This is a genomic window from Streptomyces sp. NPDC002092 (assembly GCF_053593775.1).
In genome coordinates this window covers 1-25198 of sequence record NZ_JBSFDG010000030.1, presented here as the reverse complement: position 1 = coordinate 25198, position 25198 = coordinate 1, and the positions used below count along the sequence as shown (strand labels likewise).

The 25198-nt window shown below is 71.9% G+C and carries 19 protein-coding genes and 1 pseudogene; 13 read left to right on the top strand and 7 right to left on the bottom strand.

What is annotated here, in order from left to right; translation table 11 throughout:
• The first annotated feature begins 62 nt into the window (after positions 1–62).
• Genes ACWCRD_RS41625 through ACWCRD_RS41605 form a run of 5 tightly spaced genes read left to right on the top strand, consistent with a single transcriptional unit; the run spans position 63 to position 7279 of the window.
• Positions 63–923: a bifunctional methylenetetrahydrofolate dehydrogenase/methenyltetrahydrofolate cyclohydrolase gene (locus ACWCRD_RS41625; protein WP_450970876.1), complete on the top strand. Its 861-nt coding sequence runs from the start codon at positions 63–65 to the stop codon at positions 921–923.
• The gene (gene glyA, locus ACWCRD_RS41620; RefSeq protein WP_450970875.1) at positions 920–2206 is read left to right on the top strand and encodes a serine hydroxymethyltransferase; all 1287 of its coding nucleotides are present in this window, start codon (positions 920–922) and stop codon (positions 2204–2206) included. Before ACWCRD_RS41625 ends, glyA begins: the two co-directional genes overlap by 4 nt.
• Positions 2203–3435 (top strand): sarcosine oxidase subunit beta family protein, encoded by a 1233-nt coding sequence (locus ACWCRD_RS41615; protein WP_030928490.1) that lies wholly within the window; start codon positions 2203–2205, stop codon positions 3433–3435. The genes glyA and ACWCRD_RS41615 overlap by 4 nt, the downstream gene beginning before the upstream one ends.
• Positions 3436–3447: 12 nt before the next feature.
• Positions 3448–6684 carry a sarcosine oxidase subunit alpha family protein gene (locus ACWCRD_RS41610; RefSeq protein ID WP_450970874.1) on the top strand — a complete coding sequence of 1079 codons (3237 nt, stop codon included), beginning with the start codon at positions 3448–3450 and terminating at the stop codon, positions 6682–6684.
• Positions 6677–7279, top strand: a complete 603-nt coding sequence (locus ACWCRD_RS41605; protein WP_450970873.1) for a sarcosine oxidase subunit gamma — start codon at positions 6677–6679, stop codon at positions 7277–7279. The genes ACWCRD_RS41610 and ACWCRD_RS41605 overlap by 8 nt, the downstream gene beginning before the upstream one ends.
• 122 nt (positions 7280–7401) lie before the next feature.
• On the opposite strand, the gene ACWCRD_RS41600 is transcribed toward ACWCRD_RS41605, so the two are convergent.
• The 3 genes from ACWCRD_RS41600 to ACWCRD_RS41590 all read right to left on the bottom strand — a co-directional run bounded on the left by ACWCRD_RS41600 (position 7402) and on the right by ACWCRD_RS41590 (position 11626).
• Positions 7402–8778 carry an alpha-lytic protease prodomain-containing protein gene (locus ACWCRD_RS41600; RefSeq protein ID WP_450970872.1) on the bottom strand — a complete coding sequence of 459 codons (1377 nt, stop codon included), beginning with the start codon at positions 8776–8778 and terminating at the stop codon, positions 7402–7404.
• Between the two features lie 216 nt (positions 8779–8994).
• Positions 8995–10227, bottom strand: a complete 1233-nt coding sequence (locus ACWCRD_RS41595; protein WP_450970871.1) for a PP2C family protein-serine/threonine phosphatase — start codon at positions 10225–10227, stop codon at positions 8995–8997.
• A 196-nt stretch (positions 10228–10423) separates the two neighbouring features.
• Positions 10424–11626 (bottom strand): erythromycin esterase family protein, encoded by a 1203-nt coding sequence (locus ACWCRD_RS41590; protein WP_450970870.1) that lies wholly within the window; start codon positions 11624–11626, stop codon positions 10424–10426.
• 58 nt (positions 11627–11684) lie between these two features.
• On the opposite strand from ACWCRD_RS41590, the gene ACWCRD_RS41585 reads away from it, so the two are divergent.
• From ACWCRD_RS41585 to ACWCRD_RS41575, 3 genes are all read left to right on the top strand, one after another.
• A complete protein-coding gene (locus tag ACWCRD_RS41585; RefSeq protein WP_450970869.1) occupies positions 11685–12416 on the top strand; it encodes a TioE family transcriptional regulator in 732 nt (243 codons plus the stop codon).
• Between the two features lie 62 nt (positions 12417–12478).
• Positions 12479–13129 (top strand): DUF6629 family protein, encoded by a 651-nt coding sequence (locus tag ACWCRD_RS41580; RefSeq protein WP_450970868.1) that lies wholly within the window; start codon positions 12479–12481, stop codon positions 13127–13129.
• Positions 13130–13297: 168 nt separating this feature from the next.
• Positions 13298–14221 carry an RNA polymerase sigma-70 factor gene (locus tag ACWCRD_RS41575; RefSeq protein WP_450970867.1) on the top strand — a complete coding sequence of 308 codons (924 nt, stop codon included), beginning with the start codon at positions 13298–13300 and terminating at the stop codon, positions 14219–14221.
• A gap of 5 nt (positions 14222–14226) precedes the next feature.
• Here the strand turns inward: ACWCRD_RS41575 and ACWCRD_RS41570 are convergent, their stop codons facing one another.
• Positions 14227–14481, bottom strand: a complete 255-nt coding sequence (locus ACWCRD_RS41570) for an EF-hand domain-containing protein (protein ID WP_450970866.1) — start codon at positions 14479–14481, stop codon at positions 14227–14229.
• Positions 14482–14569: 88 nt separating this feature from the next.
• Positions 14570–16636: a SpoIIE family protein phosphatase gene (locus ACWCRD_RS41565; protein WP_450970865.1), complete on the bottom strand. Its 2067-nt coding sequence runs from the start codon at positions 16634–16636 to the stop codon at positions 14570–14572.
• 249 nt (positions 16637–16885) lie between these two features.
• Between ACWCRD_RS41565 and ACWCRD_RS41560 the strand changes: the two genes are divergently transcribed.
• Complete coding sequence (locus tag ACWCRD_RS41560) at positions 16886–19357, top strand: SpoIIE family protein phosphatase (RefSeq protein ID WP_450970864.1); 2472 nt, start codon at positions 16886–16888, stop codon at positions 19355–19357.
• 35 nt (positions 19358–19392) lie between these two features.
• Positions 19393–19941 carry a dihydropteroate synthase gene (locus tag ACWCRD_RS41555; RefSeq protein WP_450970863.1) on the top strand — a complete coding sequence of 183 codons (549 nt, stop codon included), beginning with the start codon at positions 19393–19395 and terminating at the stop codon, positions 19939–19941.
• Between the two features lie 22 nt (positions 19942–19963).
• Here the strand turns inward: ACWCRD_RS41555 and ACWCRD_RS41550 are convergent, their stop codons facing one another.
• On the bottom strand, positions 19964–20761 hold the full coding sequence (locus ACWCRD_RS41550; RefSeq protein ID WP_450970862.1) for an IclR family transcriptional regulator: 798 nt from the start codon (positions 20759–20761) through the stop codon (positions 19964–19966).
• Positions 20762–21038: 277 nt separating this feature from the next.
• Here ACWCRD_RS41550 and ACWCRD_RS41545 point away from each other — a divergent pair, with 277 nt between their 5' ends.
• From ACWCRD_RS41545 to ACWCRD_RS41535, 3 genes are all read left to right on the top strand, one after another.
• Positions 21039–22220 carry an NAD(P)/FAD-dependent oxidoreductase gene (locus tag ACWCRD_RS41545; RefSeq protein ID WP_450970861.1) on the top strand — a complete coding sequence of 394 codons (1182 nt, stop codon included), beginning with the start codon at positions 21039–21041 and terminating at the stop codon, positions 22218–22220.
• On the top strand, positions 22217–22441 hold the full coding sequence (locus ACWCRD_RS41540; RefSeq protein ID WP_450970860.1) for a hypothetical protein: 225 nt from the start codon (positions 22217–22219) through the stop codon (positions 22439–22441). The genes ACWCRD_RS41545 and ACWCRD_RS41540 overlap by 4 nt, the downstream gene beginning before the upstream one ends.
• 71 nt (positions 22442–22512) lie before the next feature.
• On the top strand, positions 22513–23895 hold the full coding sequence (locus tag ACWCRD_RS41535) for an L-serine ammonia-lyase (RefSeq protein WP_450970859.1): 1383 nt from the start codon (positions 22513–22515) through the stop codon (positions 23893–23895).
• Positions 23896–24538: 643 nt separating this feature from the next.
• On the opposite strand, the pseudogene ACWCRD_RS41530 reads toward ACWCRD_RS41535, so the two are convergent.
• Positions 24539–24732 (bottom strand): annotated as a pseudogene (locus ACWCRD_RS41530) (DNA-directed RNA polymerase subunit alpha); the annotation flags it as partial.
• Positions 24733–25198 lie beyond the last annotated feature (466 nt).

The window sequence follows — 25198 nt, the reverse complement described above, 5'->3', positions numbered from 1 at the left end:
CGCAGTTCCCCGCGCCCCTGTCGGGGCGCTCAACTCCCGCCCAGTTTGAAGGAGTGCCGTCGGTGACTGCCCAAGTGCTAGACGGGAAGGCGACCGCCGCTGCGATTCGCCGTGAACTTGCCGAGCGTGTCGCGAAGTTGACCGCCACCGGCGGACGGCCGCCCGGGCTCGGTATCGTGCTGGTCGGGGACGACCCCGGCAGTCATGCCTATGTCGGCGGGAAGCACCGGGACTGTGCTCAGGTCGGGATCGCCTCCATCCGGCGTGATCTGCCCGCGGACGCGACCCAGCAGCAGGTCGAGGACGTCATCGACGAACTCAACGCCGACCCGGCCTGCACCGGCTACATCGTCCAGCTCCCGCTGCCGGGGCACCTGGACGCCAACGCCGTGCTGGCCCGTATGGACCCGGCCAAGGACGCCGACGGACTGCACCCCGTCAACCTCGGCCGGCTCGTCCTGGGCACCGAGGCGCCGCTGCCCTGTACCCCACGGGGCATCGTCGAACTGCTCCGCCGCTACGAGGTGCCCCTCGCGGGCGCCCGGGTGTGCGTCATCGGACGCGGGATCACCGTCGGGCGGCCCATCGGCCTGCTCCTCACCCGACGTTCTGAGAACGCCACCGTCACCCTCTGCCACACCGGCACCAAGGGCCTGTCCTGGCACGTGCGCGAGGCGGACATCGTCATCGCGGCGGCCGGGTCGCCCGGACTGATCACCAAGGACATGCTGCGCCCCGGCGCGGCCGTCCTGGACGTCGGCATCACCCGCACCGAGAACGGGCTGGTCGGCGACATCCACCCGGAGGCCGCCGAGGTCGCCGGCTGGCTCGCGCCGATGCCCGGGGGTGTGGGCCCCATGACCCGCGCGATGTTGCTGGCCAACGTCGTCGAGGCCGCCGAGAGGAACGCGAACGCCGTATGAACGCGCTGAACACACCCCTGGCGGAGCTGGACCCCGAGGTCCACGAAGCGCTCGCCGCCGAACTCCACCGTCAGCAGTCCACCCTCGAAATGATCGCCTCCGAGAACTTCGCGCCCACCGCCGTGATGGAGGCCCAGGGCTCGGTCGCGACCAACAAGTACGCCGAGGGCTACCCCGGCCGCCGCTACTACGGCGGCTGCGAACACGTCGACGTCACCGAGCGGCTGGCGATCGAGCGCATCAAGTCCCTGTTCGGGGCCGGTTACGCCAACGTCCAGCCGCACTCGGGCGCCCAGGCCAACACCGCCGTCTTCTTCGCGCTGCTCCAGCCGGGCGACACCATCCTCGGGCTCGACCTCGCGCACGGCGGACACCTCACCCACGGCATGCGCATCAACTACAGCGGCAAGATGCTGAACGTGGTGCCCTACCACGTCTCCGAGGCCGACAACCTGGTCGACATGGACGAGGTCGAGCAGCTCGCCAAGGAACACCGCCCCAAGATGATCATCGCGGGCTGGTCGGCCTACCCCAGGCAGCTGGACTTCGCGGCCTTCCGCCGGATCGCCGACGAGGTCGGCGCCCTGCTGATGGTCGACATGGCGCACTTCGCGGGCCTGGTGGCGGCGGGGCTCCATCCGAACCCGGTCCCGCACGCCCATGTCACCACCACGACCACCCACAAGACGCTCGGCGGCCCACGCGGCGGAGTCATCCTCACCAACGAGGCGGACCTCGCCAAGAAGATCAACTCGGCGGTGTTCCCCGGCATGCAGGGCGGCCCCCTGGAGCACGTCATCGCCGCGAAGGCGGTGTCCTTCAAGGTCGCCGCGTCCCCGGAGTTCGCCGAACGCCAGGCCCGCACGCTGGCCGGCTCCCGCATCCTGGCCGAGCGCCTCACACGGGCGGATGCGGCGGCCGCGGGCGTGAAGGTCCTGACCGGCGGTACGGACGTCCACCTGGTCCTTGTGGACCTGCGGGAATCGCCGCTGGACGGCCGCCAGGCGGAGGACCTCCTCCACGAGATCGGCATCACCGTCAACCGCAACGCCGTCCCCTTCGACCCCCGCCCGCCCATGGTCACCTCCGGCCTGCGCATCGGCACCCCGGCGCTGGCCACCCGCGGCTTCACGGAGGAGGACTTCACGGAGGTCGCCGACGTGATCGCGCTGGCCCTGCAGCCGGAGCCCGACATCGCGGCCCTGCGCGCCCGCACCGCGGCCCTGGCCGCCAAGCACCCGCTCTACCCGCACCTTTCCGGTACTTCAGGAGACGCCCGATGAGCCCCACCACCCCCGGCGCCGACCTCCCCGACCACCCGGACTTCCTGTGGCGCAACCCCGAGCCCAAGCGGTCGTACGACGTGGTGATCGTGGGCGGCGGCGGCCACGGCCTGGCCACCGCCCACTACCTGGCCAAGAACCACGGCATCACCAACGTCGCCGTACTGGAGAAGGGCTGGCTCGCGGGCGGCAACATGGCCCGCAACACCACGATCATCCGCTCCAACTACCTGTGGGACGAGAGCGCCGGCATCTACGAGCACGCCCTCAAACTCTGGGAGGGCCTGGACGAGGAACTTGACTACCCGATCCTCTTCTCCCAGCGCGGTGTGCTGAACCTCGCCCACAGCCTCCAGGACGTCCGCGACAGCGTCCGCCGTGTCGAGGCCAACCGCCTCAACGGCGTCGACGCCGAGTGGCTCGACGCCGAGCAGGTCAAAGAGGTCTGCCCGATCGTCAACATCTCACCCGACGTGCGCTACCCGGTCCTCGGCGGCACCTACCAGCCCCGCGCCGGCATCGCCAAGCACGACTACGTGGCCTGGGGCTTCGCCCGCTCAGCGGACGCGGCCGGCATCGACATCATCCAGAACTGCGAGGTCACCGGCCTGGACGTGGTGGGCGGCCGGGTCGTGGGCGTCCGGACCAACCTCGGCCCGATCGCGGCCGGCAAGGTGGCCCTCTGCTCCGCGGGCCACACCTCGGTCCTCGCCGCCATGGCCGGCATCGACCTCCCGGTGCAGAGCCACCCCCTTCAAGCCCTGGTGTCGGAACTCCTGGAACCGGTGCACCCCACCGTGGTGATGTCCAACGCCGTCCACGTGTACGTCAGCCAGGCGCACAAGGGCGAACTGGTGATGGGCGCGGGCATCGACGCGTACAACTCCTACACCCAGCGCGGCGCCTTCCACATCATCGAGGACCAGATGGCGGCGGCCCTGGAACTCTTCCCGGTCTTCGCCCGTGCGCATGTGCTCCGCACCTGGGGCGGCATCGTCGACGTCAGTCCCGACGCCTCGCCGATCGTCGGCCTCAGCCCCGTCGACAACCTCTACCTCAACTGCGGCTGGGGAACGGGCGGTTTCAAGGCCACGCCGGGCGTCGGCTGGGTCTACGCCCACACCATCGCCCACGACACGCCTCACCACCTCAACGCCCCCTTCTCGCTCGACCGTTTCACCACCGGCGCGCTCGTCGACGAGCACGGCGCTGCCGCGGTGGCCCACTAGGGAGCCCGAACCATGCTGTTGATCTCATGCCCGTGGTGCGGGCCCCGCGACGAAGCCGAGTTCCACTACGGCGGCCAGGCGCATGTGGCGTACCCGCAGGACCCGTCGGCGTTGACCGACGAGGAGTGGGCCAAGTACCTGTTCTTCCGCGACAACCCGAAGGGCCCCTTCGCCGAACGCTGGAGCCACTCGGCGGGCTGCCGCCGCTGGTTCAACGCGGTACGGGACACGTCGACGAACGAGATCCTGGCGGTGTACCGGGCAGGTGAGCAGCGCCCGGCCGCTGTCGAGCCCCGGCGGGTCACCCCAGCCTCACTCACGGCCACTGCCGAGCCCCGGCCGGCACAACCAGCCCGTCCGGCGTTTGAGGACGAGGCCCCTTCAGGGCCGATCGGGGGTCTGGGGGCGGAGCCGCCAGCACGGCACGACAGCCAACCTCATCGTCTGGCTGCGGGTGGCCGAATCGACCGTGACACCCCCCTCACGTTCACTTTCGACGGCACCGAATACCAGGGCTTCCGCGGCGACACCCTGGCGTCGGCACTGCTGGCCAACGGAGTGATCACCGCAGCGACCAGCATCAAGCTCGGCCGCCCCCGAGGCATCTTCTCCGCCGGTGTGGAAGAACCCAACGCCGTCATCCAGATCGAGGAACCCTTCCCCGAGCCCATGCTCCCCGCGACGACCGTCGAGCTCTACGACGGCCTGGTCGCGACCAGCCTCCCCGGCCAGGGCCGCCTGGCCACCCGGCCGGACCCCGCCCGCTACGACGCCGTACACACCCACTGCGACCTGCTGATCGTCGGCGCCGGCCCCGCCGGCCTCGCGGCGGCAGCGGCCGCGGCGAGCAGCGGCGCCCGCGTCATCCTCGCCGACGACCGCCCCGAACTCGGCGGCAGCCTCCTCGGCACCGGCGAACTCCCCGGCTGGGCAGACGAGTCGGGTGCCCGGCTGGAGTCCGCCCCCGAGGTGCGCGTGCTGCGCCGTACCACCGTCTTCGGCTACTACGACGACAACCACCTCCTCGCCGTGGAGCGCCGCACCAACCACCTCGGCGCCGCGGCCCCCGAGAACGTCTCCCGCGAGCGCGTCCACCGCATCCGCGCCCGCCGCGTCGTCCTCGCCACCGGCGCCCACGAGCGCTCGCTGGCCTTCGCGGACAACGACCGCCCCGGCATCATGCTGGCCGCCTCGGCCCGCACCCACCTGCACCGCCACGGCGTCCTGCCCGGCCGTCACGCGGTCGTGTTCACCACCAACGACAGCGCCTACGCCGCCGCACTGGACCTCGCCGCGGCGGGCGTCCAGATCGCGGCGATCGTCGACACCCGCCCCGCACCCGGCGAGTGGGCGGACCGCGCCCGCGCCGCGGGCATCGAGGTGCTCGCCGGATACGCGGTGACCGGCACCGAGGGCGAGGCGCGGCTGACCGCCGTGAGCGTGGCGCCGTACGGGGAGACCGCGGCGCAGCGGGAGTTCGCCGCGGACCTGCTGCTGGTCTCCGGCGGCTGGAACCCGGTGGCGCACCTGTTCAGCCAGGCGGGCGGCAAGCTCCGCTACGACGAGGCGCTCGGCACCTTCGTGCCCGACGTCGTCCGGCAGGCCGTCGAGGTCGCGGGCAGCGCGAACGGCGCCTTCGACCTGGCCGCAGTGCTCGCCCAGGGTGCCGCCGCCGGTGCCCGGGCGATCGAGGCCGAGGGCTACACCCCGGACGCCCCGGCGCTCCCGGCCGTGCCCGCCCAGCCGCAGGGCACGCCTCCCATGCAGGTCTTCACCGTCCCCGGCCGCGAAGGCGCCCCCCGCTTCGTCGACCTCCAGCGCGACGTCACCGTCGACGACCTGGCCCGCGCGACCGGCGCCGGCATGCGCTCGGTCGAACACACCAAGCGCTACACGACGGCCGGCACCGCCAACGACCAGGGCAAGACCTCCGGCGTCCTGGCCGGCGGTGTGGTCGCCGACCTGCTCGGGGTGGACATCTCCGCGCTCGGCACGACCACCTTCCGGCCGCCCTACACGCCCGTCTCCTTCGCCGCCCTGGCCGGCCGGGACCGGGGCGCGCTGAGCGACCCGGTCCGCACCACCGCCCTGCACGGATGGCACGTCGAACACGGCGCGCTGTTCGAGAATGTCGGCCAGTGGAAGCGCCCCTGGTACTACCCCCAGGACGGCGAGGACATGGAGACGGCCGTGCTGCGCGAATGCGCGGCCACCCGCGAGAGCGTGGGGTTCATGGACGCCTCCACCCTCGGCAAGATCGACGTACAGGGCCCGGACGCCGGCGTCTTCCTCGACCTGCTCTACACCAACATGATGAGCACCCTGAAGGTCGGCATGATCCGCTACGGCGTGATGTGCAGGCCGGACGGCATGGTCTTCGACGACGGCACGGTCATCCGTCTCGCCCCGGACCGCTTCCTGGTCACCACGACCACCGGCAACGCGGCGACCGTACTGGACTGGATGGAGGAGTGGCTGCAGACCGAGTGGCCTCAGCTGAAGGTGCACTGCACCTCGGTCACCGAGCAGTGGGCCACCGTCGCCCTGGTCGGCCCGAAGTCCCGCGACGTCCTCGCCTCGCTCGCGCCTCAACTCGCCGTCTCCAACGACGACTTCCCGTTCATGGCCTGGCGGGAGACGACCGTCGCGGGCATCGAGGCGCGCGTGTGCAGGATCAGTTTCTCCGGTGAACTCGCCTACGAGATCAACGTGTCGCCGTGGCAGGCCCTCGCCCTGTGGGAGGCGGTGTACGAGGCCGGTGCCCCGTACGGCATCACCCCGTACGGCACCGAGACCATGCACGTCCTGCGTGCCGAGAAGGGCTACCCGATCATCGGGCAGGACACCGACGGCACCATCACCCCGCACGACCTCGGGATGAGCTGGGCGGTGTCGAAGAAGAAGCCCGACTTCATCGGCAAGCGCTCCTTCGCCCGCGCCGACACCGTCCGCCCCGACCGCAAGCACCTGGTCGGCCTGCTCCCGGAGGACCCCGGCACCTTCCTCCCGGAGGGCACTCAGCTGGTCGCCGACAGCGAGCTGCCCGCGCCGCCCGTCCCGATGCTCGGCCACGTCACCTCCAGCTACCGCAGCGCCGCCCTCGGCCGCACCTTCGCGCTGGCCCTGATCAAGGGCGGCCGGGAGCGCATCGGCGAGCGGCTGTACGCCCCCGTCGGCGACCGCCTGGTCCCGGTGACCGTCGCCGGCCCCGTTCTCTACGACCCCGAGGGAGCCCGCCGCGATGGCTGACACCGCACTCACCGCCCCGCCCCGCAGCCCCCTGGCGCCCTACGCCGACCGCCTGGCCGCCGCGACCCGCACCTCCCAGGGTGCGGTCCGGCTGGCCGAACTCCCCTTCCTGGCCCAGGTGAACGTCCGCCTGGACGCCAAGGGCGGAGCGGCCGACGCGGTCGGGCTCGCACTGGGCCTGCAGCTGCCGCTCGAACCCAACACGGCCATCCGCGCGGGGGAGTTGACCGCGCTGTGGCTCGGTCCGGACGAATGGCTGGTGGTGGGCCCGCCGGGCAGCGAGCGGGACCTGGAGACCCGGATCCGGGCGGCCGTCGGGGAGGAGCCCGTCTCCGTCACCGACGTCTCCGCCCAGCGCACCACCCTCCTCGTCTCCGGCCCCAGCGCCCGCGACCTGCTCGCCCACGGCTGCGCGCTGGACCTGCATCCGCGCGCCTTCGGCACCGGCCGCTGCGCCCAGACGACGCTGGGCCGCACCCAGGTCGTCCTGGTCGCCCGGGACGAGGCCGGCGCCGGATTCTGGGTCCTGGTCCGTTCGTCCTTCGCCGGCTACCTGACGGACTGGTTGCTGGACGCGGCGGCCGAATACATCTAGATGCACACCCATTCCGGCGTGGACGGCTGGAGTGGCTGCTGGGCAAGGCGATCAGGGCCGCGGAACTCGTCCGCTGAGCGGGCGGTGCGGGGGCCGCGCCCCCGCACCGCAACCCTCGGCGGTTACATCCGCTGCCACAGCGCCGGGGTGCCCTCCGGCGACCAGGCACCCTGCGCCTGGTGGGTCTGCAGGCACTGGTAGCGCACGCCCGCGACGGTCACCGTGGCGCCCACCTCGTAGACGCGGCCGACGGACCATGCGCTCGCCGTGGCCGAGCCCTGCGGCGCGGGCGGGCCGGTCTGCACGGACGCGGTCTTCAGGGTGAGGCCGAAGGTGCTGAGGATCGGGTTGACCGGCTGGAAGAAGGTGGTCCCGCCGGCCGTGCAGTCGCCCGAGCCGCCGGAGGTGACGCCCTGCGCCTGGGCGCCGGAGAGGAACGGCCCGCCGGAGTCACCCGGTTCGCTGCACACCGTGGTCCGGGTCAGACCGTCGACGGTGCCCTGGGCGTAGTCGACCGACGCGTTGTGCTGCTCGATCGTGCCGCAGTGCCATCCGCTGGTGGAGCCGGAGCGGCAGACCGACGCCCCGACGAGCCCCTGGACCGAGCCGGCGACCTGCGTGTTCCTGCCGCCCGAGCCCTTGACGTCGGCCGTGGCGGTCCAGTTGCTGTTGACGGCCACCCAGGACATGTCCTTGCCGGGGAACGTGGACGCCTGGAAGGTGCCCTGGTCGGCCTTGTTGTAGCCGGTGGTCTTGTCGCCGGCCTTGCCGCAGTGGCCGGCGCTGACGAAGCCCTGCTGCTGGCTCTTGGTGACGGAGAAGCCGATGGAGCAGCGGGCGGCGTTGTTGATGTAGTAGGCCTCGCCGCCGACGAGGTCCGCCATCAGCCGCGGCCGCTCCTTGGTCAGCCGGACCGCCACACCGCGGTCCTCCACGCCGGCGGCCTTGAGGAAGGCGGCGGCCGCCGACTGCCTGGTCGCCTCGACGACGACCCGGTTCGCCGGCATGTCGACGTACCAGACCGGGGTGTCGTGCGTCTTCACACGGACGGCGGCCGCGTCCAGCTTCGCCTTGACGGCATCGAGGGCGCTGAGCGGCGCCTTGACGACCACGGCCTTGGCGCCCTGCGCCTTGATGGCGGGCACGTCCTGAGCATGGGTGGTCGCGACGGTGAGCTCTGCGGAGGTCTTCCCGCTCACCCAGGCTCCGGCGAAGTGCCCGCCCAGGGCGTTGTGCAGCCGGCCCGCACGGGTGCCCGCCTCCTCCTCGTTGACCAGTCGGGTGGCCGCCTGCGCCCGCGTCAGATGCAGGTCTCGCTGCATCGCGCTGAGGATCTGCGCGGAGGGTTTGTCGGCGCCCAGTGACCGGTTCCCGGCGGGCAGGGGTCCGGGTGCGGGCGGCGGAGCCGCCGAGGCGACCGCGGGGATCGCGGTGAGGACGAGGGTGCCGAGTGTGGCCAGGGCGGCGCGGTGCCTGCCCGCTGCATGTCTGCCGACCATGCGGTGTACCTCCTGCTGAGTACGGGGGAGACTGAGGCGAATCCGTAGGCGGCCTTGCCGCAAAGGCCCGGAACGATGTCAAAGGCGAGGGTCTTTCGCGCTTTGGGGGACGCCTGGGGTGCCATGTGCAGTACGACGGGCATGGGTGAGCGCCGGCCGGAGGCAGTGCCCATGCGGCCGTCTTGGCGGGAGCGCTTCGGTAGGTCGGGCCCTCGGCTACAGGCTGACGACGACCAGGGCGGTGTCGTCGGTGTTGCCCGTGGCGGGGAGAAGGTCGGCCAGCAGGGCGTCGGCCAGGGTCTCGGGAGCGGTCCGGCGGTGGCGGGCCAGGCAGTCGGCGAGGCGGCCCAGGCTGGTGTCGATGTCCTCGCTGCGGCGCTCGATCAGACCGTCGGTGTACAGCACCAGGGTGTCGCCCTCCGCGAAGGGCACACGGGCCTGCGGCCGGGCGACGCGACCGGGGCGCGCGTCGATCGGCGGGTCGGTTGCCCGGTCGAGGAAGGACACGGTGCCGTCCGGGTGCAGCACGGCGGGCGGCGGATGGCCGGCGCAGCTGTAGGTGATGCTGTGCCCGCCCCAGTCGATGAAGGTCGTCGCCACCGTGGCGGACTCGGCCCCGTCGACGGAGCAGGCGTACATGTCGAGGGCCTCCAGGGCCTGCGCCGGTCCGTCGGCGACCCGGGTGGCCGCGCTCAGCGCGCTGTGCAGCTGCCCCATGGCGCAGGCGGCCGCCAGACCGTGGCCGACGACATCGCCGACCGCGACCGCCATCCGGTCGCCCGGCAGGTCCACCAGGTCGTACCAGTCACCGCACACGTTGAGGTCACCGATGGCGGGCCGGTAGCGCACGGCCGCCTGATGCGGACCGAGATGCCTCGGGGTGGGCATCATCGCCGTCTGCAGGGCAAGGGCCACCTCGCGCTCATGGGCGTGGGCCCTGCGCAGCCGCTCGTTGACCTCCTGCAGTTCCCGGGCGCGGGTGTAGAGCTCGGCCTCCAGCACGCTTGCCCGGTCGCTGTCGGTCAGGCTGCCGCGGGCACGCAGCAGCTCGGTGACCTCCTCCACCCGGTGCACGACCAGCACCACCTTCCCGTCCGGGCCGAGGACGGGGGCGTTGACCGGGCTCCAGAAGTGCTCCTGCCAGTGGCCGGGCCGCTGGGCGTCCTCGATGTCGTAGCGGAGCACGGCCATGGTGTCCCGCTCGCCGGTGGCCACCACGCGCAGCATCGACTCCCTGGTCTCCCGCATTCCGGCGGCGGCCGGGTCGTTCGGGTTCTCCGGAAAGACGTCGAAGATGTAGCGCCCGAGGAGCTGCTCCCGGGAGCGCCCGGCCAGCTGCGCGAAGTCGTCGTTGACGTCGACGTACACCAGCTCGGGCGTCAGCAGCGCCACCATGCCCGGCAGGGCCTGGAAGACCGCCGCGTAGTCGATCGGTTGCGGTTTCCTCATGTGCTGCCTGCCTTGGCGCCAACCATCAGTGTGTTCCCACGATAGAAGCGAATGCGGCAGGCGGCTGTTCCACGGCCTCGTGCGCAGCGCCCGCGGCGACCGTTCAGAGCGCAGGCCGCGAGGCCGGCATACGGGTCGCCGCGTGGCGCGCTGCGTGCGTTCGGTGGTCATGAGCCACCGAGGGGCGGTTGCGACATCAGCTCTGCGGGAGGTCCTTGACGAATACGATCCCGTCGCTGTCCGCCAGGTGGGCCGGGTCGAACGGGGCGTAGCCGAACCAGGGGGACACGCGGAGCGCGGGCCGGGTGTCGCCGAGGGCGGCGGCCAGCCGGGAGGCGTCCACGACGCACTGGTCCTCGGGGAGGGCGTACAGGAGCCCTTCGAGGGTGTCCGGCGGCGGGGTGTCCACTCCCTGGTGCCGGATCGTGCCGAGGGCCGTGGCCACGAAGGCGTACGCCTCGCCCAGTCGGGTGCTCGCGAGCGCGCCTGCGCTCCACCACTCCAGCCGCATCCCGCCCATCCGCATCGAGCTCTTCTCCCGCTGGAGATGCGCGTTGTGGGCGTGGACGAGCACCGGCCCCCGTTCGGCGACGGCGAGCAGGTTGTCGGCCATCATCTGGCCGCGCACGCTCGCCAGTCGGCTCAGGCGGGCCGTTGAGGTGTCGGCCATCCAGTGGTGGTAGCGCAGCAGACCGGTTGCGGTACGTCCGTACAGACGCGCCCGGTCCCAGTCGTCCCGGGAGGTCGCCGTGATCAGGTGCGGTGTCTGCGCGTCGAGCAGCGCCACCAGATCGTCGGTGAGAAGTCTCAGCTCCCGGGCCTCGCCCGACCGTCCCACGGACCGGGCCGGGTCCGTCATCACTGCCGGATCGGTCCACCGGTCGTCGGTGCCGAGCAGGCGGTCGAGGGTTGCCGCGGTGCAGGGGAGCAGGGCCGTGTCCACCCGGGCCGCCAGGTAGTCGTGGAGCGCGGTGAGGGCCTCGCGGGGGCTCGCGGCGCCGGTCATCTCCAGGGGGCCGTCGAGACCGGCGAAGCGGAGCCGCTCGGACTCGGGGCGGCCGTCGTTGTGGGAGCGCATCCAGCGGACCAGTTCGCGGTTGGCCGCCAAGGCGCCCCAGCCGTGGCTGAATCCCTGCTCCATGACCGCGTCGAGGGTGCCCGTACCGGTGCTGACGTACTCGTCCACGATCAGGCCCATCAGGCAGTCGCTCTCGATCGCGATCGTCCGGTAGCCCTCCTGCTCGACCAGCTGCCGGAAGAGCTCGTTGCGCAGTTCGAGCAGGGCGTCCTCACCGTGGGTGGGCTCGCCCAGCGCGAAGATCCGCGGCCGGGCCGGAAGCAGCCTCGTGACGGCGGCCGCCTCGAAGGCATGCGTGGTGTCCTTGATGTCGGGTGCCATGCCTTCAACGCTATCGTTGAACCTTCGGTGGAGACTTTTGCGCGGAATCGGCTGGCCGATGGGATCAAACCTTCAAAGCGGTGAGCGGCTCAGGCCGGTTGATCTGGCGCGCGCTCATGGTCTGTCGACGCAGGCGGTCAGGAACTACGAGGAGGCCGGCATCCTTCCGGCCGCCGCTCGCACACCCCACGGCTACCGCACCTACACCCGGATGCACGCGGCAGCCCTGCGCGCGTTCCTCGCCCTGCTGCCCGGCCACGGCCACCGGACGGCGACGTCGATCATGCGGGCCGTGAACGAGGGCGCGGCCGAGGACGCGTTCCGCCTCATCGACGAGAGCCACGCCCAGCTCCTCGAAGACCGCCGTACCCTCCAGGCCGTGGAGAGCGCCCTGCGGGACCTGGGCCCCCTCTCGGCGTCCGAGCCCGATGCGGGCGCCGGGCCCGGCGGCACGTTCATCGGTCCACTGGCGGACAGGCTCGGGATCCGGCCCGCGACCCTGCGCCAATGGGAGCGCGCCGGGCTGGTGCACCCCCGTCGCGACCCGCTGACCGGGTACCGCGTCTACGACGAGTCCGATGTGCGGGACGCCCGGCTGGCCCACCAGCTCAGACGGGGCGGCTATCTGCTGGAGCAGATCGCCCCGCTGATCGCCCAGGTGCGGGCGGCCGGCGGTCTTGAGCCGCTGGAGGCTGCACTGAGCGACTGGCGCAGCCGGCTGTCCGCCCGCGGGCGGGCGATGCTGACCGGCGCCGCCGAGCTGGAGGCGTACCTCCGCAAACGTGGCTGAGACTCCTGGTTCGCAGGAGGCAGCGCTGGAATTGACGAGCGGTCGCCGCCAAGGTTGGTGCCATGTGCTGGAGTGCGACGGCCGATCTCGCGGCGGGTGCCGGGATCACCTGCGTCGGTGTGGCCTGCGTGACGCGCGTGCACCGGATCGGCGATCTTCCCCTTGCCGCGCTGCCGGTGCTGCTCGGCGTCCATCAGCTGGTCGAGGCGCGGGTCTGGCAGGTCGGGGGCGGCACCGGATGGGCCACCGCCGCCTGGGCCGTGATCGCCCTTCCTCTGCTTGCGGTGTGGGTGCCGCTGGCCGTGCTCGGCGCCGTCCCGCGGGATGCCGCAGCCCGGCTGACGGTTCCCCTGGTCTCCGGAGTGGCGACCGCGGCCGTGCTGGCGTACGCCGTCGCCACCCGTCCCGTGCGGGCCGAGATCCGCGGGCACACCGTCGGCTATGTCATCGGGCTGCCGTATGCGGGCGTGCTCATCGCGGGCTATCTGCTGGCCACGGTCGGCGCGTTGCTGCTGTCCGGTGACCGCCGGCTGGTGGCGCTCGGCGTGCTGGCCGGGGTGGGGGCGCTGGTGTGCTGGGCGCTGTGGCGGCTGGAGTTCGTCTCGACCTGGTGCGCGTTCGCGGCGGTGTGCTCGGTGGTGGTGTTCGGGTGGGTGGCGGGGCGGCGGCCGAGGTCTCGCAGCAGAGTTCGGCCTGCCCCCGACAGGGTGTGAACCGGCGCGCTGAGGGAGCTTTCCGCGGCCGGGAGACGCAGGTCACATTCGGTCATGTCACAGGGGGACCCGGCCACCCCGTCTCAGAGGGTGTGGCCGCTGACGACGACAGAGGAGCACACCATGGACGCGCGACGGGGGAGCACCTCGGGGGGAAGGGGATCGGCCGTGAGCAAGGTCGAGGAGTTCGAGGAGCTGCGGCCGCTGCTGTTCTCGATCGCCTACCGGATTCTGGGCAGCGTGAGTGAGGCCGAGGACGCGGTGCAGGAGGCGTGGCTGCGGTTCGACGGCGCGGCGACCCGGCCCACCTCGGCCAAGGCGTATCTGTCGGCCGTGGTGACCCGGATCTCGATCGATGTGCTGCGTTCCGCGCGGGTACGGCGGGAGGAGTATGTCGGGCCGTGGTTCCCCGAACCGCTGCTCAGCGACCCGTACCAGGATCCGGCGCGGTCGGTGGAGCTGGCCGACTCGGTGTCGATGGCGGCGCTGGTGCTGCTGGAACGGCTCAGCCCGCTGGAGCGGGCGGTGTTCGTGCTGCGCGAGGTGTTCGCCTTCGGGTTCGACGACATCGCGGCGGCGGTGGGGCGTTCGCAGGCGGCATGCCGGCAGCTGCTGGTACGGGCCCGCCGGCACATGCAGGACGGACGGCCCCGGTTCGCGGCGGACCGCGAGGACCGCGAGGAGCTGGCGACGCGGTTCTTCGACGCGTTGAAGAACGGTGATGTGGGCGGGCTGCAGGACCTGCTGGCCGCCGATGTGCAGCTGGTCGGGGACGGCGGCGGCAAGGCCCCGCAGCTGGCCAGGGCGGTCATGGGCGCGGAGAACGTGGCCCGGCTGCTGGGCACGGTCTTCCCCTGGCTGATCCGGGTCGACGTGACGTTCGAGCCGCACGAGGTCAACGGCCAGCCCGGCGCGATCTTCCGCGACCGCGACGGCAGGATCCTGCAGACCATGGCCCTCGAGGTCCTCGACGGCCGGATCCGGACCGTCCGCGCGGTGCTCAACCCCGACAAGCTCGGCCACCTCGGCCCGGTCGGAGACGCCTGGGCCGTCGACCGCGAGGTCAAACAAGCCCGCCGCCAGGGCAACTGACCGCGTCACTGCCAGCCGAACCGGCGGTCCACCAGGGCCGCGAACTCCTCCAGGGTCAGTATGGCGTCGCCGTTCCGGTCGGCTGCGTCGAAGAGGGCGGAGGAGGCCTCGGCGTCCCCCAGGGCCCAGAACGGCAGATCTCCCGACGCGGCCAGGGTCGGGCCCTTGGTCCGCAGGGCGATGATCACCTCTTCGCGGGTCAGCGTTCCGCTGTTGTCGAGATCGAGCGCCTCGAACAGCTTCCGTGCCTTGTCACTCATCTTGTCGCCCCCGTTTCCTTTCACCCGTCACGAAGGAGAACGCCTCTCCCGTCACCCCGGTTCCCCGCCGCGCCCGCCTGGGCCTGGCCTAGAGGGCCCGGGCGACGAGCAGGGCGACGTCGTCGTGGTCGTCGGGATGGCGTAGGCCGTAGAGCAGGAGATCGCAGGTTTCCTCCAGGGGGCGGTGGGGTTCGTCGAGGAAGCCGAGCAGGACGTCGAGGCGGTCGTCGATGGGGTGGTGGCGGGTCTCGACGAGGCCGTCGGTGTACAGGACCAGCAGGTCGCCGGGGTCGAGCCGGGCGGTGGTGGTCTCGAAGGCGACGCCGCCGACGCCGAGCGGGGCGCCGGCGGGCAGATCGACCAGCGCGGCGGCGCGGCCGGGGCCGGCCAGGGCGGGCGGCATATGGCCGGCGTTGGCGAACTGGCACCGCCGCGTGCGCGGGTCGTACACCGCGTAGATGCAGGTGACGATGTAGTGCTCCAGATCGCAGGTGATCTTGTCGAGGTGCTGGAGCACGGCGTCGGGGGCGAGGTCGAGGTCCGCGTAGGCGCAGGTGGCGGTCCGCAGCCGGCCCATGGTGGCGGCGGCGTCGATGCCGTTGCCCATGACGTCGCCGACGACCAGAGCGGTCCGGTCGTCGCTGAGGGGGATGACGTCGTACCAGTCGCCGCCGACCTCGCTGGTGGCCTGGGCGGGCTGGTAGCGGTAGGCGAGTTCGAGTCCCGCGTGCTGTGGCGGGTGGTCGGGCAGCAGGCTGCGCTGGAGGGTGAGGGCGGTGTTGCGCACGCTCTGGAACCAGCGGGCGTTGTCGATGGCCACGGCCGCGCGCCCGGCCAGCTCGCTCGCGAGGACGACGTCGTCCTCGTCGAAGGGGAGCGGGTTGGTGGTGCGCTTGAGGTCGAGGGCGCCGAGTATCTCGCCATGGGCGATCAGCGGTACGGCCAGGTAGGAGTGGACGCCGGCGCGCGCCAGCAGCGAGCCGGCCTCGGCGTCCCGGGCGATGCGCGGCAGATCGCGCTCGCCGACGTGCCGTACCAGGACCGGCCGGCCGGTGTGTACGCACAGGGTGACCAGGCGGTCCCCCTCGTAGGCCGCGAGTCCGCCGGGCGGGTCGGCCGCGCGCAGTGCCACGGTCGGCTGGGCCGCCTTGAGAGCGAGGGCACGGAAGAGCTCCGGGCCGTCGTCCGGGCGACGTGAGCGACGGCAGGCGAGGGCCGAGTCGAGGACGTCCACGGCGACCACGTCGGCGAGCTGCGGCACGGCGATCTCGGCCAGCTCGCGGGCGGTCTCCTCCACCTCCAGCGTGGTGCCCACCCGCACCGAGGCGTCCGCGATGAGGGCGAGGCGGCGCCGGGCCCGGTCGGCCTCGGCGGCCGCCCGGTGCCGTTCGGTGACGTCGACGACCGAGGCGGCCGCACCCAGCACCCGCCCGCCGGGGTCCTCCAGACGGTAGAAGGACAGCGACCAGGCGTGCTCGTGGTCGGGATCGGTCCGCGGGCGGCCCACGTGGTACTGGTCGAGCAGCGGGGTCCCGGTGGTGAGTACCTGCAGCAGCGCACTCTCGATGGTGCCCACGTCGGGCAGGGGCAGAGTCTCCCTCAGGGCACGGCCCACATGGTCCTCGGCGGGGATGCCGTCGATGCGCTCCAGCGCCGGGTTGACCAGGAGGTACCGCAGATCGGGGTCGAGGAGGGCCAGCCCGATCGGGGACTGGTTGATCAACCGCTCGCACAGGGCCAGATCCGTCTCGACGCGCTGCAGCAGGTTGTGGTCGGCGGCGATGCCGAGGGCGTACATGTCCCCGAGGTCGTCCTGGAGCCGCATGTTGCGGAACTCCATCAGGCGGGTGCTGCCGTCCTTGTGCCGGATGGGGAAGGCGCCCGCCCAGCTCCGCCCCGTCTCCAGCACCTCCGCGAACAGCTTGACCACCGACTTCAGATGCTCGGGGTGGATGAACAGCCGGGCCGCGTACTTGCCGAGCGCCTCCTGCGCGCTGTATCCGAACAGCTCCTCGGCCTGCGGGGTCCAGAACACGATGCGTCCATCGGCGTCGACGACCGTCGCGGCCACGCTCAGGACGTCCAGCAGACCGGTCGGCGGCGGCGACTCGAAATCGCCCGGAGCGCCGTCGGACCGGAAGGATTCGGCTGTCATCCCGCAACCACCTCCACCGTGCGGCGGGGCCTCGCGACGTCCGCCCCTGCCGACCTGCTTTCTGCCGGAGGTCGGGGGTCGCCCCCGGAATGGTGCAGTACCGCCACCCGGGTTCCGACCAGCGGCACTTCCATGCTCCCTCCGGTCCGGGAAGGGCGGAAGCGCTGCGGACGGGGCGGGGGAGTCCGCCAGGGCCGTGCGGATCGGGCGGACAAGCAGGAACATGGTCGTGTAGAGGACGGCACCCGGATGGCACCCATGGATCCTGCACGAGAAACATCCGATGGGCCGACGCCCTCAGGGCCGCGCGAACTCCTCGACGCGTCCACCGACGCGGCGGCGGTCGTGTCCGCGGCGGGCGTCGTGCTCGGCTGGACCCGGGGCGCCGAAGCACTGCTCGGCCGCCCCGCGTCCGAGGTGGTCGGCGGCTCCGCCGCGCGCCTGGTGGCGATGCCCGCCGACCCGGCCCGGTTGGCCGCCGTGGCGCAGCGGTGCCGCGCTGGCATGGGCTGGAGCGGCCTCATCTCCGTGCGGCACCGCGACGGCCGGAGCCTCGACGTCGACCTGCGGGTCTCCGCGTCCTTCCGGATCGGCGCGGACGAGTGCTTCCTGCTGTCGGCGCGGGAGCGGCGGGAGCAGTGGTCGGTCGGCCAGTCCGTCCTCGACGGGTTCCTGACCCGTTCCCCCATCGGCATGGCCGTGATGGACGAGGAACTGCGTTACGTCTGGCTCAACGACACCCTGGAACGCTTCGGTGGAGTCCCCCGCGAGCAGCGGCTGGGACGCCGGCTGAGCGAACTGCTGCCCGGGCTGCAGGCGGCCGCCATCGAGGGGCTGATGCGCAAGGTCCTGGACACCGGGGTCCCGGTCACCGACTACGAGTACCTCGGCTGGAGCTGGGCCGACCCGCACCGCCAGCACGCCTACTCGACGTCCTTCTTTCCGCTGGTGGACGCCGACGACTCCGTCACCGGAGTCTGCTACATGGTCCAGGACGTCACCGAGCGGTGGACCGCCCGCCGGCTGCTGACGCTGGTCAACGAGGCCGGGACGTGCGTCGGCACCACCCTGGACGTGATGCGGACGGCTCAGGAACTCGCCGACTTCGCCGTACCCCGCTTCGCCGACTTCGTCGTCGTGGACCTGCTGGAGCCGGTGCTCAGCACCGAAGGCCACGGCGCATGGCTGACCGACGCCGGGCCCGCCTCCGTCGGACCGGTGATGCGCCGCGCAGGAATGAGCTCGGTGCGCGAGGGCTGCCCGGAGGCCGTGGTCCGGGTCGGGGACCGGACGGGCTTCCTGCCTCCCGCGCACGACATGAACCTGCTCATCGACGGCGAGCCGATCCTGCTGCCCGTGCTCGACCCGTCCGACGAGCGATGGATCACCGAACAGCCCGAACGAGCGGAAAAGATAAAGGAGTTCGGGTTGCACTCCTTCATCGCCGTGCCGATGCGGGCACGCAACACCATCCTGGGTCTGACCACGTTCATGCGGTCGCTCAACCCCGTCCAGTTCCAGTCCGACGACGTCCTGCTGGCCCGGGAGCTGGTGGCGCGGGCGGCGCTGTGCGTCGACAATGCCCGCCGCTACACCCGGGAACACACCGCGGCCGTCACCCTGCAGCGCAGTCTGCTGCCGCAGGCCCTGACCGGCGGAACCGCGGTGGAGGTCGCCTCGGCCTATCTGCCGGCGGATCCGACGGACGGGGTGGGCGGCGACTGGTTCGACGTGATCCAGCTGTCCGGGGGCCGGGTCGGCCTCGTCGTCGGCGATGTGGTGGGGCACGGCATCACCGCCGCGGCGACCATGGGACGGCTGCGCACGGCGGTGCAGACCCTCGCCGACATGGAGCTGCCGCCCGACGAACTGCTCGCGCACCTCGACGACCTCGTGCTGCGGCTGAGCGCCGAGCGGACCGACGACGAGACGGCCCACCGCAGCACCACCGCCTTCCTCGGGGCGACCTGCCTGTACGCCGTCTACGACCCGGTCACCCGGCGGTGCACGATGGCCCGCGCCGGACACCCGCCGCCGGTCGTCCTGGCACCCGACGGTCAGGTGTCCTTCCCGGAACCGCCGGCCGGGCCGCCGCTCGGCCTCGGCGGGATGGCGTTCGAGGCCACCGAGATCGAACTCGCCGAGAACAGCCTGATCGGCCTCTACACCGACGGCCTCATCGAGGGCTCCGACGGCGACATGGAGCTGGGCATGTCCCGGCTCGGTGAGCTGCTGGCCCGCTCCGACCTCGACCTCTCCACGCTGTGCACCTCAGCGGTACGGCAACTCGTGCCCGTGCCGCAGCCCGACGACATCGCCCTTCTCCTGGCGCGCACCCACGCCCTCGGCGCCGACCACGTCGCCTCGTGGCAGGTGCCGGTGGACCCGGCCGCCGTCGCCGACGTCCGCGCCCGCGCCACCCGCCAGGTCGCAGCCTGGGGGCTGGAGGACCTGGCGATGACGACGGAACTCGTCGTGAGCGAACTGGTCACCAACGCGATCCGCTACGCCGAACCGCCCATCCGGCTGAGGCTCATCCGCGACTCCCACCTGACCTGCGAGGTCGCCGACGCCAGCAGCACGGCCCCCCGGCTGAGGCATGCCCGCAGCACGGACGAGGGCGGCCGCGGTCTCTTCCTGGTCGCCCAGCTGACCGACCGCTGGGGCGCCCGGTACACGCCCGACGGAAAGATCATCTGGGCGGAGCAGGAGATTCCCTGACGGGGTGCGGCGGGGCCCGCCGGCACGGGTGCTCCGTGGCGGCAGCCGCTGGGCGTCTTCGTGACTGCGACGTCTCGGGCGGCCTGGCCGACCCCGCGATGCTGGCGACGACGGCCCGCGCCGACGTGCCGTACGTGCTGATGCACTGGCGCGGACACGCCACCGCCATGCAGGCGAACGCCGTCTACGGCGACGTCGTCGCCGAGGTGGCCGACGAACTGCGCCTGAGGGTCGAGGCCGCACTGCGGGCGGGCATCCGACCCGGCTGCCTGATCCTCGACCCCGGCCTGGGCTTCGCCAAGGAGGCGGACCACAACTGGCAGTTGCCGGGCCGCCTCGGGGAGGTCCGCCTGCTGGGCCACCCCGTCCTGGTGGGCGCCTCGCGCACGTCGCTCCTGGGGCGTCTGCCGGCGGATCCGGAGACTGGGCGGCCCCGCCCGGCCCGACAGCGCGACGCCGCAACCACCGCCGTCTCCGCACTCGCCGCCGCACAGGGCGCCTGGTGCCTACGGGTGCACGACGTGACGTCGACACTCGACGCGGTGCGGGTGACGGCCCGCTGGGGCGCGGAGACACCTGCCTGACGGCAACCGAGCAGCGCAGTGCCTAGCCCAGATACCCCATCCGATGGCTGATCTCCTCCGCCCCCTTGAGCAGCACCGGGGCCACCTCGCGCATCCGCTCCTCGGTGAACCGGTACGCGGGCCCGGACGCACTCAGCGCCGCGATGACCTCGCCGTCACGTGAGCGGATCGGCGCCGCCATGGCGTGCAGCCCGATCTCGAGTTCCTCCAGCGTCACCGCGTACCCGCGCTCCCGCGCCGCGGTCAGGTCCTTCTCCAGCTTCGCCCGGGCCGTCAGCGTGTGGGGCGTGAGCTTCTGCAGCCCGGACGCCGCGAGGACGTCGGCGCGTCCCTCCGGCGACAGATGCGCCAGCAGGATCTTCCCGCTGGACGTGGCGTGCACCGGGGTGAGCTGTCCGACCCAGTTGTGCGTGCCGACCGCGCCCGGTCCGCGTACCTGGTAGAGGTTGACGGCGTAATGCTCCTGCAGGACCGCGATGTTGACGGTCTCGCCGATCTCCTCGGCGAGCCGCTCGCACACCGGCCGGCCCTGCTGGGTGATGTCGAGCCGGCCGGTGACCGCACCGGCCAGCCGTACGATCCCGAAGCCGAGCCGGTACTTGCCGCGCTCGGCCGTCTGTTCCACCAGACCGCGTGCCTCCAGCGCGCCGAGCAGGCGGAACGCGGTCGACTTGTGGACGTCGATCTCGCCGGCCACCTCGCTGACGCCCGCCTCGCCGCGCTGGGCGAGGATCTCCAGGACGCTGACGGCACGGTCGACGGACTGCACCCCGTTCACCGCGGGAGCAGCTGTTTCGCCGTCTGCCGGGTAGTTGCTCATGGCGCAACTATACGCATTTCGTGGTGGGCGTCAGCGGAAGACGACGGTGCAGTGCCCGTTGACCAGGACAGGGCTCTCGCTGTGCCGCTGCACGGCCCGGGCGAGCACTGCGCCGCCCTCATGAGGTTGCGCATCGCGCAACTTCCTGCGCTATTGCGCACTGATACCGCCCGTCTCTTGACAAGCGCCCGACCTCACCCCAAGCATGTTGCGTATAGCGAGTTTTGTTGTGTAATTCGAGACACCTGGTCGGGCACCCGCAACCCGGAGGTTCCCCATGAGCATCACCGTCGTCGGCGCGTCGCTGGCAGGCCTGAGCACGGTCCGCGCGCTGCGCGCGGAGGGCTACGACGGCGAGATCGTCGTCGTGGGGGAGGAGCGGCACACCCCCTACGACCGCCCGCCGCTGTCCAAGGACTTCCTCAAGGGGGACATCGACGCCGGCGCGCTCGCGCTCGGCGACGCCGACGAGTACGAGGCCCTCCAGGTCACCTGGCTGCTCGGCGAGCGTGCCGTACGCCTCGACCCCGCGGACCGGTCCGTCACCCTCGCCGGAGGGCGCCGGCTGCGCAGCGAGGGCGTCGTCGTCGCGACCGGTGCCGGTCCCCGCCTGCTCCCCGGCATGGACGGCCTGGCCGGGGTCCACACCCTGCGCACCCTCGACGACGCCGAGGCCCTGCGCACCGAACTGCTCGACGGACTGCCCCGGGTCGTCATCATCGGCGCCGGCTTCATCGGTGCCGAGGTGGCCTCCACCGCCCACCGGCTCGGCCTGCACGTCACCGTCGTGGAGGCCGTCGACGTCCCGCTGGAACGCCAACTGGGCCGCGAGATGGGCCTGGTGGTCTCCTCGCTGCACACCGACCACGGAGTGCGCCTGCTGTGCGGAACCGGCGTGGCGGGACTCACCGGCGAGGACCGGGTCACCGGGGTGCGGCTGGCGGACGGGCGCCTGCTGCCCGCCGACATCGTCGTGGTCGGGGTGGGCGTACGGCCCGCCACCGACTGGCTCGCCGGTTCCGGTGTGCAGGTGGACGACGGCGTGGTGTGCGACGCGGGCGGCGCGAGCAGCGTCCCGGGCGTGGTCGCCGTCGGCGACGTCGCCCGCTGGCCCAACCCGTTCACCGGACGCCACGCCCGCATCGAGCACTGGACCAACGCCACCGAGCAGGCGAAGACCGCCGCCCGCACGCTGCTCACCGGCGAGTCGGCCGCGCCCGTCCGGGTCACCGCCCCGTACTTCTGGTCCGACCAGTACCAGGTGCGCATCCAGCTCGCCGGACACGTCGCCCCCGGCGACCGACCCGAACTCATCGAGGGCAGCCTCGACAGCCGCTCCTTCGTCTCCGTCTACCTGCGCGAGGGCACCCCCGTAGCCGTGCTCTCCCTGAACCAGCCGAAGCTGTTCAACCGGCTCCGCCGCACCCTCGCCCCCGCCACCGCGGCCGCCGTGCCATGAACCCCACGCCTCAACAGCCACGGAAGGACGCGCAGACGACCGCCGTCCCGCGGCACCTGCGCTACACCTGGGACCACGAGTGGCTGGTCGTGGACGAGGGCAACGCCACCGTCGGCATCACCGCGTTCGCGGCCGAGGCCCTCGGCGACGTCGTCCACCTGCGGCTGCCCGAGGCCGGCAGCCGCGTAGAGGCGGGCGAGAGCTGCGGAGAGATCCGGTAAACGACAACCAGCCCGCAGGGGCGTGCCCGCGACCCGCATCGGCACGCCCCGCCAATCCCCCGGAGTATGGCGTGGCAATCAGCGTCTTCGACCTGTTCTCCATCGGCATCGGCCCGTCCAGTTCGCACACCGTCGGCCCGATGCGCGCCGCCGCGATGTTCGCCGCCCGGCTGAAGCAGGACGGCCTGCTCGCCCAGACCACCGCAGTACGGGCGGAGCTGTTCGGCTCCCTCGGCGCCACCGGCCATGGCCACGGCACCCCCAAGGCGGTGCTGCTCGGCCTGGAGGGCAACGAGCCGCACACGGTCGACGTCGCCCAGGCCGACCTCGATGTCGAGCGCATCCGCTCCACCGGGCGCATCCGCCTCCTCGGCGCCCAGATCGGGCCGGCCCACGAGATCGGCTTCGACGTCTCGACCCAGCTGGTCCTGCACCGTCGGCGGTCGCTGCCGTACCACGCCAACGGCATGATCCTCTTCGCCTACGACGCCGACGGCGTGCCGCTGCTGGAGAAGACGTACTACTCGGTCGGCGGCGGCTTCGTCGTCGACGAGGACGCCGTCGGGACGGACCGCATCAAGCTCGACGACACGGAGCCGGCCCACCCCTTCAGCACCGGCGACGAACTGCTCCGACTGGCCCGGGAGACCGGCCTGTCCATCTCCGCCCTGATGCTGGAGAACGAGAAGGCCTGGCGCACCGAGGACGAGATCCGCTCGGGGCTCCTCGACATCTGGCGGGTCATGGAGGGCTGCGTGTCGCGCGGCCTGGCCCTGGAGGGAATCCTCCCGGGCGGTCTGAAGGTACGGCGCCGGGCCGCGGCCGCGGCCCGCCAACTGCGCGGCGAGGGCGATCCGTTGGCCCGCGCGATGGAGTGGGTCACGCTCTACGCGATGGCGGTGAACGAGGAGAACGCGGCGGGCGGCCGGGTCGTCACCGCTCCCACGAACGGCGCCGCGGGCATCATCCCGGCCGTCCTGCACTACTACCTGAACTTCGTGCCGGGCGCCGACGAGGACGGCATCGTCCGCTTTCTCCTCGCGGCAGGCGCGATCGGCATGCTCTTCAAGGAGAACGCCTCCATCTCGGGCGCCGAGGTCGGCTGCCAGGGCGAGGTCGGCTCCGCCTGCTCGATGGCCGCGGGCGGCCTCGCCGAGGTACTGGGCGGCAGCCCCGAGCAGGTCGAGAACGCCGCCGAGATCGGCATGGAACACAACCTCGGCCTCACCTGCGACCCGGTCGGCGGCCTGGTCCAGATCCCGTGCATCGAACGCAACGGCATGGCCGCGGTCAAGGCGGTCACGGCCGCCCGGATGGCACTGCGCGGCGACGGTCGCCACCACGTCTCCCTCGACAAGGTCATCAAGACCATGAAGGAGACGGGCGCCGACATGAAGGTCAAGTACAAGGAGACGGCGCGGGGCGGGCTGGCGGTCAACGTCATCGAGTGCTGAGGGAACAGGCCCTGACCTGCGCGTTCGTTTCTTTCAGCGCTGTCGGGGCCTTCCCTTCTTACGCGGTGGAAAGTCCCTGGAAACTCCCTGGGACAGACGTGAAAGTCCCTGAAAAGTCCCTGGGAAGCTCCCATGGAAGGGGCTCTTGACCTGCGGGTTCGCGGCACGTGATCAACGCCGGATACGGCCTGGGGCGGGGCCGGTCGTGGAATCCGTCGTAGCCGAGGCTGCCGTATGCAGCATCCGCCATGGCAACTTCCGGCATCACGCGTTCGACAGCGTGGACGGATGAGAACACGCGGGGCGGCATCAGGGCAGGGGACACCAGCACGGGGGACACGAGCGCAGGGAGCACGAGCGCGGCGGAGTTCGGGTTCAAGGAGTATGCGAGCGCGGTGGCAAGCGGAACATCTGGCGGGACAAGGACGCAGCGGCATTCGTCCGCTCCGTCGCGGACGGGAACGAGACGGTGCCCACCGTCACCGTCGTCGGGCACGCCATGGTCAACCCGTCGAAGCGACAACTGCTGGACGCGGTCCGCGAGCACGCACCGCATCTGCCGGCGTCCTGACCCGGCGCTGAGAGCAGAGGGCCGTGGCCGACGGCCTCCGGACGGCCCGGAGCCATGCGCGCAGTGCAGCGTTCAGTACTCCTCGGTCTCGACGAACCTGGCGTCCGCGTCGCCGTCGGGACAGAAGGCGTCAGCGGCGGCGGGGGGAATCCGGGCGGGCCGTCCTTCAGGGCCAAGCCCACGCCGGCTGGCTTCGCCTTGACCTCATCGATCGACTTCGCACCGACGTTGCGGATGTCCAGGAGGCCGGCCCCGGAGCACGCCACGCGCAGGATCGCAAATGCGACCGGGCCGCTAGAGGACGCCCTCGCCCGCACCACCCAGCCTCAACCCGCCATCGAACCGGCCCATACGGCACCACCACCCCACCCGGAAGCCCCGCGGACACCGCCTCGATCCCACGTCTCCCGTACTGACGCCCTGTTACCCAAGGCCTGCTGGCGCTATTTACCCAAGGTCTGCTGGCGCTATCTGGATCCGATCGCACGGGGCCCGACCTCTTCCGTGACTCCCCCTCAGGGCTGGCGCGGTAGTGGCCAGCCGCCCTCCGCTTCCAAAGTTTCCGGAATACGCGCCTACCCAGGATCGATTGTTCCGGGCGAGACCATCGAGGCGGACGGGGGAAGCCGGTGAACGATCTAGCCTCGAACTTTCGTGATGGTCCGCCGACGGAGTTGGTGGACCATCAGGCGTTCTGCGGCTGAGCGTGGGCAGGCCAGCGGCCCGAGTGTC